The sequence below is a fragment of the Collinsella aerofaciens genome (assembly GCF_028209625.1).
GTDB lineage: Bacteria > Actinomycetota > Coriobacteriia > Coriobacteriales > Coriobacteriaceae > Collinsella > Collinsella aerofaciens_AM.
This window is the reverse complement of the sequence record NZ_JAQLDU010000001.1, coordinates 13,953-27,559: the sequence shown is the minus strand read 5'-3', so window position 1 is coordinate 27,559 and position 13,607 is coordinate 13,953. Positions and strand designations below refer to the sequence as shown.

10 protein-coding genes and 1 tRNA gene are annotated in these 13,607 nt (G+C 57.8%); 7 read left to right on the top strand and 4 right to left on the bottom strand.

Going from position 1 to position 13,607, the window contains the following annotated elements:
- Positions 1-71: 71 nt before the first annotated feature.
- The 4 genes from glgD to glgB all read right to left on the bottom strand — a co-directional run bounded on the left by glgD (position 72) and on the right by glgB (position 7,223).
- A complete protein-coding gene (gene glgD / locus PMW70_RS00105) occupies positions 72-1,199 on the bottom strand; it encodes a glucose-1-phosphate adenylyltransferase subunit GlgD (protein ID WP_271743500.1) in 1,128 nt (375 codons plus the stop codon).
- Between the two features lie 4 nt (positions 1,200-1,203).
- On the bottom strand, positions 1,204-2,352 hold the full coding sequence (locus tag PMW70_RS00100) for a glucose-1-phosphate adenylyltransferase (protein WP_271743499.1): 1,149 nt from the start codon (positions 2,350-2,352) through the stop codon (positions 1,204-1,206).
- Between the two features lie 106 nt (positions 2,353-2,458).
- Positions 2,459-4,885 (bottom strand): glycogen/starch/alpha-glucan phosphorylase, encoded by a 2,427-nt coding sequence (locus PMW70_RS00095; RefSeq protein ID WP_271743498.1) that lies wholly within the window; start codon positions 4,883-4,885, stop codon positions 2,459-2,461.
- A 94-nt stretch (positions 4,886-4,979) separates the two neighbouring features.
- Complete coding sequence (glgB, locus tag PMW70_RS00090) at positions 4,980-7,223, bottom strand: 1,4-alpha-glucan branching protein GlgB (protein WP_271743497.1); 2,244 nt, start codon at positions 7,221-7,223, stop codon at positions 4,980-4,982.
- 331 nt (positions 7,224-7,554) lie between these two features.
- Here glgB and PMW70_RS00085 point away from each other — a divergent pair, with 331 nt between their 5' ends.
- From PMW70_RS00085 to PMW70_RS00055, 7 genes are all read left to right on the top strand, one after another.
- Complete coding sequence (locus tag PMW70_RS00085) at positions 7,555-8,244, top strand: HAD family hydrolase (RefSeq protein WP_271743496.1); 690 nt, start codon at positions 7,555-7,557, stop codon at positions 8,242-8,244.
- A 9-nt stretch (positions 8,245-8,253) separates the two neighbouring features.
- Positions 8,254-8,910: a thiamine diphosphokinase gene (locus PMW70_RS00080; protein ID WP_271743495.1), complete on the top strand. Its 657-nt coding sequence runs from the start codon at positions 8,254-8,256 to the stop codon at positions 8,908-8,910.
- A gap of 55 nt (positions 8,911-8,965) precedes the next feature.
- Positions 8,966-9,041: transfer RNA gene (locus tag PMW70_RS00075), tRNA-Ala, on the top strand.
- Positions 9,042-9,997: 956 nt separating this feature from the next.
- Positions 9,998-10,543, top strand: a complete 546-nt coding sequence (gene loaP, locus PMW70_RS00070; RefSeq protein WP_271743494.1) for an antiterminator LoaP — start codon at positions 9,998-10,000, stop codon at positions 10,541-10,543.
- 148 nt (positions 10,544-10,691) lie between these two features.
- On the top strand, positions 10,692-11,312 hold the full coding sequence (locus PMW70_RS00065) for a sugar transferase (protein WP_271743493.1): 621 nt from the start codon (positions 10,692-10,694) through the stop codon (positions 11,310-11,312).
- Positions 11,313-12,524 carry a glycosyltransferase family 4 protein gene (locus PMW70_RS00060; protein WP_271743492.1) on the top strand — a complete coding sequence of 404 codons (1,212 nt, stop codon included), beginning with the start codon at positions 11,313-11,315 and terminating at the stop codon, positions 12,522-12,524.
- Complete coding sequence (locus tag PMW70_RS00055) at positions 12,524-13,606, top strand: glycosyltransferase family protein (RefSeq protein WP_117767118.1); 1,083 nt, start codon at positions 12,524-12,526, stop codon at positions 13,604-13,606. The genes PMW70_RS00060 and PMW70_RS00055 overlap by 1 nt, the downstream gene beginning before the upstream one ends.
- Position 13,607 lies beyond the last annotated feature (1 nt).

Genomic DNA, 13,607 nt, shown 5'->3' with positions numbered 1-13,607 from the left:
TTCGAGAATAGCCGCCTGGCGCGAACCGGGCGGCTATTCTACATGTTACGAGCGATGTTGCGGTGCCAACGTTAACGTACGATGGTGGTGTCGGAAGTTAACGGAGCCTTGCCCAGCACCAGAATATTCTCGGGCGTGCCGCGAAGCTCGGTGTTGGTGGGAACCACGTTGTTCTTATCCAGGATGGCGTTCTCGACGCGTGCGCCGCTCTTGATGATGCAGCTCTGGTTGATAATCGAGTTGGTCACCGATGCGCCCTCCTCGACCACGACGCCGCGCGACAGGATCGAATTGCGCACGGTGCCCTTGATGATGCAGCCGGCCGAGATGATCGAGTTGCACGCGTGGCTGCCGGTCGCATAGCGCGAAGGCGGCACGTCGTGGGCCTTGGTCAGGATCGGGCGCTCGGGATCGAAGAGCTGGTCGGCCACGGTCTGGTCGAGCAGGTCCATGCTGCGGCGATACAGCGACTTCTCGCTAAACACGCCCACGACCTCGCCCTTGTACTCGTAGCTGCACACGTCGATGTTGCCAAAGTCGCCCTGGAGCGCCTCGAGCAGGTCCAGATAGTCGGCGGCCTGGTAGTGGTCGATGATCTCGAGCAGCGTATCGCGGTTGACGATGCAGCAGTCCATGGAGGCGTTGTCGCCGTACACGACACCGGCGCTCACGCCCGTCAGGCGGCCGTTCTCGTTAATCTCGAGCTTGGTCTCGTCATCGACGTTGCGCGTGGCCTTGCAGTACACCACGGTCATCTGGGCACCGGAGTTCTCGTGCGCCTCGATGATGGTGTTGAGGTCCATGTTAAAGATGATGTTGGTGCCCATCATCACAACATAGGGCTTCTCCGAGCGCTGGAACAGCGTCTTGTTGGAGATGATGTCGCGCAGCAGGAAGCGCATGCCGCCCTTGGTGGTGCCATATGCGTTGCCGGGCACCATGAACAGGCCGCCCTTCTTGCGGTCAAGACCCCAGTCCTTGCCCGAGCCCACGTGGTCGATCAGCGAACGGTAGTTACCCGGCATGACGACGCCGACGGTCTTGATGCCGGCATTCATCATGTTGGACAGCGGAAAGTCGATCAGGCGGTAGCGGCCCAAAAACGGAACGGACGCGATGGGGCGGTCCTTGAGCAGGACACTGCCGTAGGACGAAGAGTAGTTAGCGGTGATATAACCGATGGCCTTGCGATTGATCATCGGATCATTCCCCCTTCCCGATAACGACGTCATTTCCAACGACGGCCGTATCCTTGGTGGTATCGACAGAGCCGAGCTTCACGCCCTCTTCGACCGTGGAGTTCTCGCCCAAAATAGCGCGGCAGATGTGCGCGCCGCTCTTAACGTGCGCACCCGGCAGCAGCACGGAGTCCTCGACCACGGCGCGCTCCTCGATGATGACATCGGTCGAAAGGATCGAGTGACGAGCGGTGCCGTAGATCTTGCAGCCGTTGGAGACCAGGCAGTCGTCCAGGCGGCCGTCCGGTCCAATGTAGTGCGGCGGACGCGTGGTGATGTTGGACATGATGGGGAAGTTCTTGTCAAACAGATCGAACTCGGGGTTGTTGCCCAGCAGGTCCATCGAGGTCTCGTGGAAGCTGGCGATGGTGCCGACGTCCTTCCAAAAGCCGTGGAACTCGTAGCTGTACAGGCGCTTGTTCTCGCCGAGCAGCTTGGGGATGATGTCCTTGCCAAAGTCGTGACTCGAGCGCTGGTCCAGAGCGTCCTCCTCGAGCGCCTCGATCAGCACGTCGGCCGAGAAGATGTAGATGCCCATGGACGCGAGGTTCGAATCGGGCTTCTCGGGCTTCTCGGTGAACTTGGTGATGCGGCCGTCTTCGGGGTCGGTGGTCAGGATGCCAAAGCGGCTGGCCTCCTCCCACGGCACGGGCATAACGCTCACCGTGAGGTCGGCGTTGTTCTCAATGTGCGTCTTGAGCATCTTGCGGTAGTCCATGCGATACAGGTGGTCGCCCGAAAGAATCAGGACGTACTTGGGGTCGTTGGCCTTGAGGTAGTCGAGGTTCTGCGTAATGGCGTCGGCCGTGCCCGCATACCAGGCGCCGCCGGTCTGCGTCTCGTACGGCGGCAGGATCGACACGCCGCCGTCTCGGCTGTCCAGATCCCACGCCTCGCCAGAGCCCACGTAGGCATGCAGCAGGTAGGGACGGTACTGCGTTAGAACGCCCACCGTGTCGATGCCCGAGTTGGAGCAGTTGGAGAGCGAAAAGTCGATAATGCGGAACTTGCCACCAAAGCTAACCGCCGGCTTTGCGATCTTTTGGGTGAGTGCCCCCAATCGGCTGCCCTGTCCTCCTGCGAGGAGCATCGCGATGCATTCTTTCTTACTCATCGATTTCTCCTTCTGTCATCGATGTACCTAAACCCATTAGCGGCGGGCGCAGCGCTCGGTCGCGCCCGCCGAGTAATGCCGTGCGGCAAAGGGGGCTCGCGCGCCTTTACGCGTGCCAGATCTCGTCGCGGTACTCGCGAATGGTGCGGTCGCTCGAGAACCAGCCACTCGAGGCGGTGTTGAGCAGGGCCTTGCGGTTCCAGGTCTCCTGGTCGCCGTAGCTGCCCGTGAGGTTCTCCCATGCATCCACGTAGCTACGGAAGTCAGCCATGACTAGGTCGGGGTCGTTTTTGTTCATGAGCTCGTTGTAGATGCTCTCGAAGTTGCCCGAAAGACCCGCAAACGTGTTGTCCTTGAGCTCGTCCATCACGCGGCCCAGACGCTCGCGGTCGCCGTTGAGGGTATCCCACGCAAAGTAGCTGTTGGATGCCCAGAGCTTCTCGACCTCGGGGGCGGTCAGGCCAAAGATGGCCTCGTTTTCGCGGCCGGCCAGGTCGGCGATCTCGATGTTTGCGCCGTCGAGGGTACCCAGCGTAATGGCGCCGTTCATCATGAGCTTCATGTTGGACGTGCCCGAGGCCTCCTTACCGGCCGTGGAGATCTGCTCCGAGATCTCGGCGGCGGGGTAGATGAGTTGGGCGTTGCTCACGCGGAAGTTGGGGATAAAGCAGACCTTCATGACCTCGTTGACGCGCGGGTCGTTGTTGATGACGTCAGCCACGGAGTTAATGAGGCGGATGGTCTCCTTGGCGAAGGTGTAGCTCGAGGCGGCCTTGCCGCTAAAGATGAAGGTCGTCGGCGTCACGTGGAAGTTGGGATCAGCGATGCGACGGTTGTAAATGTCCATCACCTTCATGATGTTCATGAGCTGGCGCTTGTAGGCATGGAAGCGCTTTACCTGGACATCGAAGACGGTGTTGGGGTCAATAACCAGACCGGTCTCGGCCTTGACGTAGGCGGCCAGACGCTCCTTGTTGGCGCGCTTGGAGGCACCAACGGCCTTCAGGAACTCGGTGTCGTTCTGGAACTCCTTGAGCTTCTCCAGCTCAAAGGCGTCCTTGAGCCAGCCATCGCCAATGGCCTCGGTCACGAGCTTGGCGTAGGTAGGGTTGGCCTCGGCAAAGAAGCGACGGTGCGAGATGCCGTTGGTCTTGTTGTTGAACTTCTCGGGCGTTAAGGCATAGAAGTCCTTGAGCACGATGTTCTTGATGATGTCGGAGTGGATCTTTGCCACGCCGTTGACGCTATGGCTGCAGATCACGGACAGGTTGGCCATGCGAATCTCGCCGTCCCACAGAATGGCGGTCTGGCGCAGACGCTCCTGCCAGCCCTCCTGCGTGGTATCGAACGACTCGTGCCAACGACGGCTGATCTCGTCGATGATCTGGTACACGCGGGGGAGGAGCTTGGAGAACGTACCGATGGGCCACTTCTCCAGAGCCTCGGGCAGGATGGTGTGGTTGCTGTAGCTCACGACCTGCGTCACGATGTTCCAGGCGTCGTCCCACTCGAGCTTCTTCTCGTCGATGAGGATACGCATGAGCTCGGGGCCGCACATGGCGGGGTGGGTATCGTTGGTGTGGATGGCCACAAACTGCGGCAGCAGCTCCCAGTTCGCGCCGTGCTCCTTCTCAAAGGTGTCGAGCAGGCTGTAGATGCCGGCCGAGACAAACAGGTACTCCTGCTTCAGGCGTAGCAGACGGCCGTGCTCGCCGGCGTCGTTGGGGTAGAGGATGGCGCTGATGGCCTCGGCCTCGGCGCGCTCGGCGTCTGCCAGGGCGTAGTCGCCGCGGTTGAAGGCCTCCAGATCGAAGTGCTCCTCGACCGGCTCGGCAGCCCAGACGCGCAGCTTGTTGACGGTCTCGCCGGCATAGCCCACGACGGGGATGTCATAAGGGACGGCCAGGATATCCTGCGTGTCCACCGTGCGGTAAAACGTGCGGCCATCCTCCTCAAAGCCTTCGACGCGGCCGCCAAACTTGATGGTCACAGCCTTATCCTGACGACGGACCTCCCAGGGATAGCCGTGGGTAAGCCACTCGTCGGTGGCCTCGACCTGGCTGCCGTTGACGATCTCCTGCTTAAACAGGCCGTAGCGGTAGCGCATGCCGTTGCCGTAGCCGGCAATGCCCTCGGCTGCCATCGAATCCAGGAAGCATGCGGCCAGACGGCCCAGGCCACCGTTGCCCAGAGCCGGATCGGGCTCCTGGTTCTCGATGACGGACAGATCGAAGCCCATGTCGTCGAGCGCCTCGGCGACCATGTCGCGCACGCCAAAGTTGAGCAAGTAGTTGTCGAGCAGTCGGCCGATCAAAAACTCGATCGAGAAGTAGTACACGCGCTTCTTGCCCTCGGCGGTCACACGGGCGTCGCTCTTGGTGGCAACGGTGCGCGCCTTCTCGGCCACGAGCTTGGCCAGGGCGTTGAAGCGGTCCAGGTCGCTCGCGGCCCCGACGCTCTTGCCGCTGATGCTCATGACGGCATCGCGATAGAGCTCGGTAAACTCCTGCTTGTTGTCGAAGATCTTATTCATACGTTCCTTTCCCCCGGGGATGTTTCTCCCGGAACGGTTATGACTTGTATCCTACGCCTCGTCGGGGCGGGTAATTACAGCTGTAACGGTTTTGTTACGCATCCTTGGCAGACGGCTTAACAGAAGCAGACTTGGCCTTGGTAGCGGCCTTTTTGGTGGTTGTCTTTTTGGCCGTGGCGGGCTTGGTTGCCTTGGCCTTCGCCTTAGCCGGAGCCTTCTTGGCGGCCGCAGGCTTAGGCTTTACCGAGGACGTGCGCTTCTTAGACGCAGCCTTGGGCTCCTCAACCACCGGCGGCTTATAGCTGCTGGGACCGCGGCGCTTCAGCACCACGCCTGCCAGTCCGGGCACCTTAATCTCGATGGAGTCCATCTGCCCGTTCCAGGGATAGGGCTCGCTCGAGCAGGTGTAGGGCTCCTCGCCGGCATAGCCGCTGCCGCCAAACTCGGGACGGTCGGAGTCAAAGATGACCTCCCAGTCGCCCTCGCGCGGCACGCCCACACGGAAGCTCTCGTAGCTCGCCGGATCAAAGTTGATCAGAATCACCAGGTCGTCGTCGATGTCCTCGCCCTGGCGCACAAAGCTCACGATGGACTGCTTGGAGTTGTCCGCATCGATCCAGGTAAAGCCGTCGTCGGTGTAGCCGCGCTCGTACAGGGCGGGCTCGGCGGTGTACAGGTGGTTGAGTGCCTTGATAAACGCCTGATGATGACGGTGAGTCTCGTACTCCTCGGTCAGGAACCACTGGATGGACTCGTAGTAGCGCCACTCGATAAACTGGCCGATCTCGTTGCCCATAAAGTTGAGCTTGGCACCTGGGTGCGTCATCTGGTAGAAGGCCAGCGTGCGCAGGCCGGCAAACTGGCGCCACCAGTCGCCCGGCATGCGGCCAATGAGCGAGCACTTGCCGTGCACGACCTCGTCGTGGCTTAGCGGGCAGATAAAGTTCTCGGTAAAGGCGTACATAATGGAGAACGTGAGCAGCCCGTGGTTGCCGGGGCGCCACGGAAAATCGGTTTGCATATAGTGCAGGGTGTCATTCATCCAGCCCATGTCCCACTTGTAGTGGAAGCCCAGGCCGCCGTCCTGCGGCGGATAGGTCACGAGCGGCCACGCGGTGGACTCCTCGGCCATCATCATCACGTCGGGGTAGTGCGCCTCTACGGCGCAGTTGACCTGGCGGATAAACGCGCTGGCGTCCAGGTCCTCCTCGGTACCGTACTTGTTGAACTTCTTTTGGCCGGGATCGTCAATGCCAAAGTTGAGGTACAGCATGCTGGACACACCGTCCATGCGGATGCCGTCCACGTGGAAGTTTTCGAGCCAGTACAGCACGTTGGAGACCAGGAAGGAGCGGACCTCGCCGCGGGCGAAATCGAACTTGTGCGTTCCCCAGTTGGGGTGAATCTCGTGCTCAAACAGCATGTGGCCGTTAAAGGTGGCAAGGCCGTGGGAGTCGGCGCAAAAACCGCCGGGTACCCAGTCCATGATCACGCCGATGCCTGCCTCATGGCATGCATCGATAAAGTGCATGAGCTGCTGCGGGTTGCCGTAGCGTGACGTGGCGGCGTAGTAACCGGTCGTCTGGTAGCCCCAGGAGCCATCGAAGGGATGCTCCATAAGCGGCATGACCTCGATATGCGTGTAGCCCATGTCGTGCACGTAGTCCACGAGCTCCACCGACAGGTCGTCGTAGGTGTAAAACTCGCCGCGCTGCGCGGGGAAGGGATCCATGGGGCCGGGATAGTTGCCGTACTCGTCCGGCTCGCCCTGCGGCGCGTCGCCGTGGCGCTTCCACGAGCCAATATGCACCTCGTAGATGTTCAGCGGCTGCGACATGTGGTTGTGGCCGGCGCGCCGCTTGAGCCACGCGGCGTCGTTCCACTTATAGCCATCGAGGGTCCACAGCACGCTGGCGGTACCCGGAGGGCACTCAGCCTTAAAGGCGTATGGATCGGCCTTGTAGAGCTTTTCGCCCTCGTTGGTTTCGATGAGGTACTTATAGAGCTGGCCCTGCTCGGCGCCAGGAATAAAGCCTTCCCAAATAGCGCTCGTATGCACGGGCACCAGAGGGTTGGCTTCTTCATCCCAGTCGTTAAATTCGCCAATGACATGCACGCTCTTTACATCGGGCGCCCAAACGCAAAAGCGCCAGCCGCGCGTACGGTTCTGCGTGTCGGGGTGCGCGCCCATCTTTTCCCAGCTGCGCTCCCACGTGCCGATGCCAAATAGATAGACATCGTCCTTGGTGAGCTCCGGTGCGTGCGGGGCGGCTTTACGGGTTGCGGGCTTTTTAGCCGTTGGCTTTAGCTTTGTATCGCTCACGTTTGATCCCATCATGACGCGGCAGCGTGTTGCCTTGGTGACTAGATGCGAAAGGTCCAAGGCTGCACGAATCGAAGGGACGGCGATAGTTCTATGATTCGTTCCACCTCGCGTGCTCGGTGGAACTTTCGGCACGAAATACGATAACACCTGTTCGTTACTTTTATGGAGAAAAGTGGATTTGCGGCGGTGTTTAATCGGCGAGCGCCATGTTTAGACCACTAGCAGAATTGCGATGGTAAAACTCTTGACAGTTTTACCAATTAGGGTTTCAAGATTGTTAGTCTGACGTTTGGTAAAACGTTTTTAACAGGATGTTTACCATTTGACATCGAAAGGTTCGTTTATGTCCCAGACCGCTGCTCCCAATGTCGCTTTTATTTTCGATTGCGACGGAACACTGGTTAATAGCACCCCCGTTTGGGCCTATGCCCAGCCCGAGTTATTGCGCCGCCACGGAGTTGACGTAACAGTCGACGATTTTGCCCAGTTTGAGCATTTGTCGCTCGAGGATGAGTGCCAGGCATACCACGACACGTGGGGCATTGGCACGAATGGCGAGGAGCTCTATCGCGAGTTGAGCGACATCTTGATCGATGGGTACTCCAAGGTGCCGCCGCGCGAGGGGCTCTTGGCATTTTTGGAGCAGGCAAAGGCGGCCGGCTTTGCCATGTGCGTCGCCACGTCCACGCCGGCCGAGCTGGTGCAGTCCGCGCTCGCTGGTGCCGGACTCGACGCATACATGGAGCTTGTTACCACGACGGGCGAGGCGGGGCGCTCCAAGCAGTTCCCCGATGTGTACGAGTTGGCGCTGCGCCGCCTGGAGGAGCGTCATGGGTGCAGGTTTGAGCGCGCCTGGGTGTTTGAGGACGCCGTTTTTGGCCTAAAGAGCTCTGGGGTCGCTGGCTTTAAGCGCGTGGGCATCTATGACCCGCACGGCCGCATGAAGCGCGACGAAGTGCGTGGCAACTGCGATATCTTTATCGACAGCTACGTGGACCTAGACCTGGCCCGCGTTCTTGAGTTTGAGGGCTAGGCGAGGGCTGTGGCTTGCAAGGTATTAGTGGTCTGCGGCTCGCCGGAGGTGGCGAGCCCCGAGTTGCTGTGCCACCTGGCGGGGGAGTGCGACCACGTTGTCGCGGTAGACCGCGGACTCGATGCACTGCTGGGCGCGGGGCTTGGCTGCGATGTATATGTAGGAGATGCCGACACGGTGAGCGACGCGGGCCGTACGTTGGTCGATGCCGCCGAAGCCTTTGAGGTAGAACGCCACGACCCTTACAAGGACTATACCGATCTGGCGCTGGCGCTCGATGCCGTCCGTCGCCGCTGGCAGGGTGCCGAAGTGGTTGCGACTTGCGCTACGGGCGGCCGCCCGGATATGGCCCTAAGCGTCCTAGGCTTACTAGCCAACTACAAAGACGCCCCCGTCTGGATTGCCGAGGACGCGACCACAGCTCGCATTCTGCACGAAGGCGAATCCTGGACCATTGAGGGCGCCGAGAGCAAGACGTTCTCCATCATCGGCATTGCCCCCAACACCGAGGTAAGCGAACACGGCCTAGAGTGGGAGCTAGACCACAGCCCCCTGGACCTGTTGGCGGACACAGGCATCAGCAACGTCGTCAGGTCAACAGCCACGATCCAAGTCCACACCGGCACCGCCATTGCTTACCTATATCAAGAGACATTTAGAGTCTGACCCAAAAAAGTCCTTGCACGCCGCGTCAACTTCCCCTATAGTATCTCCTCGTCACGGGGGCGTAGCTCAGCTGGGAGAGCGCTTGACTGGCAGTCAAGAGGTCAGGGGTTCGATCCTCCTCGTCTCCACCATCGTGAATGTAAGGCCACTCAATTGAGTGGCCTTTTTTTGAATATGATTTTTAACGGCCTGAACTGCATTTTTGCAAAATTTGTAAATTGCTTTCCTGTTCAAGTTTGCCGTCTGCAGTAGTTGTCGCAAATTTTGCGACAACTACACCCCTATAGTTGTCAAACAAGCCGCCTCAAAATGCGTTTAATCTGTAGCCGGGCGTGCCTAGTGTGCGATGAGCATCTTCACAATGCAACGCCCATGCCCACACGCCCGCAAAATGTTGTGCAATTAATTTCCCAGTTTTGTACATTATTCGTAAGCACCACGCAAATCCTTTTGCGTATTAAAGCCGAGGTTTGCCTGCATTTACTCGGGCGCCCGTTGCAGCACCCCATTAACCTGCGTCAACGTGAACAACTTAGGCAAACAACCCCCCCAAGCACGGATTTGTCGCATATGTTGTCCGACACAACCCAAATCAGTTTCACTATCAGCTTGTGCTAGGATACCTAATGTTACATGAGTTCAGCTGTGCTCACGGCTCTAACAGGCCACATAGCACGGGGTCGATCAGCATCCGGCCGTAACGGCGGTGTTAGAAAAACCAAGAGCTCCAATATCGATTGCCATGCACTTTTTTCACTTGCTTTTGCGGATATTTATAAGTTCGCTTGAATCAGTGCAACGAGTTGTTACGGCGAACCACAGCAGCCTTCAGCTGTTTGCGTGCGGTCCAGTTTTGTTCCCGCTTGACTGGTTCGCACGCAGCCAGCTGGGGATGCGGTCATTTTGCGATACACGTCCGCGTTTCTAGCAACTGCGCTTATACATACCGTTCACGGTGGGGCAGAGCCACGTGCTTGTCTGACTGGGCTCAGGGTTTGAATATGGAGCGCCTTCGCGCACAAGCGCCCTGGCGAAGCCATATCCAAATCACGTGAGCCATACGTAAGACAGCAAGGGGGTGGAGCTCGTGTGGTATGTAATTCAGGTCATTAACGGTCGCGAAGACGTAATGCGCGAGCGCATTGAGCGCATGGTGCCGGCTGTCGCCATGCAGGAGCTCTTTTATCCCCAATTTCAAACCGAGATTAAAGTTCACGGCGAATGGGTCAATACGACCAAGCCGCTCTTTCCCGGTTATCTTATCTGCGATACGGCAGATCCCCGCACCGTGCAACAGTATCTGCTGCGCATGGACGACTTTGCCCGGGTGCTTTCCCAGGACGGTCAGTTTGTGCCGCTGGCAAAAGAAGAGGTTCAGCTTATTGGCGGCTTTACGCATAGGGGAGACCGCGTAGTGCCCATGAGCGAGGCCTTAAAAGACGGCGACCAAGTCGTAGTGACGGCAGGTCCGCTGCTGGGCCACGAGGGCCTTATCAAAACCATTAACAGACGCAAGAGCACTGCCTATTTGGAGCTCGACCTGTGTGGCCGACGCGTAACTACGCGCGTTGGCCTCGCGGTGCTTTCAAACGAGCAGCGCGTCATGCGAAACCTTAAAAAGGCGATTGCCTAGCTGCTGGCGACTGCTTAACGGGACAGGGAGGATCCCCGGGGGCGGGGACGTAGGTTTGAAGGAAATTGTGATAGATAAAACGGAATATAGCGGTGCCGCAGCTGTTGGAGCTAAGCCAGCTACTTTAGTAATTAAGCCGAGCGGTACATTGGCTTATCGATTTGTTAAGCGACTTTTCGATTTTGTATTTAGCCTTTGCGTGAGTGTTGTGCTCTTCATTCCCATTGTGGTCGTGTGTGCGTTCATCTGTCTTGAGTCCTCTGGCAGCCCTGTTTACTCGCAGGAGCGTGTTGGCAAGGGCGGTAAGACCATCAAGATCCTTAAGCTTCGCAGCATGGTTGCGGATGCCGGCAACGTCCAGAAGTATCTGAGTCCTGAGCAGCTGCATCAGTGGGAAGTCGAGCGCAAGGTCGACGATGATCCCCGTATTACCAAAGTCGGGCAGTTCATCCGCAAGTGCTCCATTGATGAGATGCCGCAGTTCCTGAACGTGCTGAACGGCGACCTTTCCGTCATCGGTCCGCGTCCCATAACAAGAGACGAACTTGAACAGCACTTTTCCGATGAGGAAAAGGCTGAGCTGCTCTCTGTCCAGCCCGGTATTACGGGCCTGTGGCAGGCGACTGACCGCAATGCCGCGACGTTCGAGAGCGGTTTGCGACAGAAGATTGAACTCCGCTACGTGCGCAATCGCTGTTTCCGCATGGACTGGAAATGCTTTACCGGCACCTTTGGTGCCATGTTCGGTAAAAATAAAATGGGGAAGTAAATGAATATTTTATATATCACCATGGATGGCTTCGACACCGCGAGTCCCAATAACCAGATGGCAGAGCAGCTCATTGACGGTTTTTTAAAATTGGGTAACCGCGTTCACCTTATTCAGAGCGAACGGAAGCACACCTATGATGTGCTTCCGGGGACGCTCGTAGGACGCGATGGGCTGACCGTGGACACGCTGTCACGCAAAGTCATTGACAAGAGCAACTTCGTTGTGCGTTATCTGGATGAAGCGAAGTACGCCTTCCAAATGATTTCTTATGCGATTAAACGCCGCGATTTTGATGTGGTGTTTCTCCAGTCTTGTCCCACGGTGTTTTTCCAAGAGGTGCTTCTCAAACTGTTTGTGCGCAAGCCTGTGCTCTACAACGTCTACGACGTGTGGCCGGGTCAGACAAAGAGCCTGAACATTAATAAAATGGTTTACGCTGGTATGGACCTGCTCTCTCGGGCTGTATACCGTATGTCGTCGGCGGTTGTGGTGCTCTCCGAGGACATGGTGGAGGCATGCGCCGATGCGGGCTGTCCTCGGCCCAGGCTGCATATCGTTCCACCCTGGTTTGATGACCGTAGAAACTACGACATACCCTGGGAGAAGAATCGCTTCGTCAAGAAATTCGATATCTCCCACGACAAGTTCTACGTTCAGTTTGCTGGCAGCGTTGGACTGCAGTTCAATTGGAAGACAATGTTCGAGGTGGCCAAGCTTTTGCGTGACGAGCCCGACATCGTGGTGCAAATCATCGGTGACGGCTGCGTGAAGAAGGATTTCATGGACGCTGTGGACGCCGAGGGCCTTACTAACGTTGCGTTCTACCCACTGCAACCCGTCGATATGGTGCCTGATGTGTACTCCACTGGCGATGTGTGCTTAATTCCCCTGCGTCGTGAGGTCATCTACACGGGTACTCCATCCAAGATGCCCATCCTTCTCGCTTGCGGCAAGGCAATCGTGAGCTCTGTAGAAAAAGACTCGCTCTACGCTGCCATGGTAGAGCGCGAGGATTTGGGCGTTTGCGTTGAGATTGATAACGCCGAGGAGTTGGCCACGGCCATACGAACGCTCCATGGTGACCCTGAGCGCCTGACGCGCCTATGCGAGCACGGAAGAGCGTACGCACGTGAAAACCTTTCGCGCACTGTGTGTGTGAAGAGAATCGAACAGGTGCTCGAGGGTATCCGCAGGGGCGGTGAAGCCTAATGAAGGTACTCTTACTTGGTTTTGTTCGTATAGCCCATATGCCCTATATGTACGACTACGTTCGTCTACTCGGCGGCTCGAATGAGCTTCATTTGGTCAGTTGGAACCGCAACGGGCGCCCCGATGCGCCCGTACCGAAAGGTATTTCCAAGTCTTTTGTGTTCGGCGATCACGTGGAGGATGCCGACCCTATTCAGAAGAAGCTTCCGCACTTCGCGCGATTTCGAAAGTTCGCCTTGGGCGTCATTGACTCCGAGGGCTATGACCGGATTGTGGTACTGCATTCGACGCCAGGTATTACGATTCTCGATCGCTTGAAGGGGGACTTTCGCGGCAGGTATATCCTCGACTACCGCGATGTTAGCCATGAGAGTTTAGGATTTTATCGGAAGCTCATTCTTCTATTGTCACGGAATGCTGGCCTTGTGCTGGCGAGCTCTCCGGCATTCTTCAGGTATCTCGACAACGCTTCCGGCGTGATGCTTAAGCACAACCTGCTGGCCTCCGAGTGCCCTCCGAGGACGAAAGAGTTCTCGGAGGGCACGCCCATCCGCGTACGGTACTGGGGCATGATTCGTCATGAGCGAGCCAATATTGCCATGATTGATGCCTTGGGTGGCGACGAGCGCTTCGAACTGCACTACAACGGCCGAGAGGAAGAGGTCGCCGAGCGCCTTAAGGCTCATGTTGCGGAGCACGGTTTCCACAACGTTTACTTCCATGGTGCCTATTATGCTGAGGAGCGCGCTTACTTCGCTGCCGAGACGGACATCGTGCACAACGTCTATGAGAATGACTCCGTGATGGTTGGGGCCATGAGCAACAAGTATTATGACGCCGTTCAGTACGGCATCCCGCAGGTGTGTACTCAGGGGTCCATTATGGGCGATGAGGTGAAAACCAAAGGCCTTGGTTTGGCGGTTGACTACGAAGCAAAAGGCCTTGCGGACGCAATTTACGAATACTATTGCGGACTGGACCGCGCCGTACTTGACAAGGCCTGTGCTGACGAGCTTGCCTCCGTGCGCGCCGATAACAACGCGGCCGATGCTGCTATCCGAGCTTTCTTCGGGATGGAGTAGT

Excerpts from the sequence above, each read along its gene's own strand:
- glgD (WP_271743500.1), bottom strand. The coding sequence starts at position 1,199 with ATGATCAATCGCAAGGCCATCGGTTATATCACCGCTAACTACTCTTCG.
- PMW70_RS00100 (WP_271743499.1), bottom strand. The coding sequence starts at position 2,352 with ATGAGTAAGAAAGAATGCATCGCGATGCTCCTCGCAGGAGGACAGGGC.
- PMW70_RS00095 (WP_271743498.1), bottom strand. The coding sequence starts at position 4,885 with ATGAATAAGATCTTCGACAACAAGCAGGAGTTTACCGAGCTCTATCGC.
- glgB (WP_271743497.1), bottom strand. The coding sequence starts at position 7,223 with ATGATGGGATCAAACGTGAGCGATACAAAGCTAAAGCCAACGGCTAAA.
- PMW70_RS00085 (WP_271743496.1), top strand. The coding sequence starts at position 7,555 with ATGTCCCAGACCGCTGCTCCCAATGTCGCTTTTATTTTCGATTGCGAC.
- PMW70_RS00060 (WP_271743492.1), top strand. The coding sequence starts at position 11,313 with ATGAATATTTTATATATCACCATGGATGGCTTCGACACCGCGAGTCCC.
- PMW70_RS00055 (WP_117767118.1), top strand. The coding sequence starts at position 12,524 with ATGAAGGTACTCTTACTTGGTTTTGTTCGTATAGCCCATATGCCCTAT.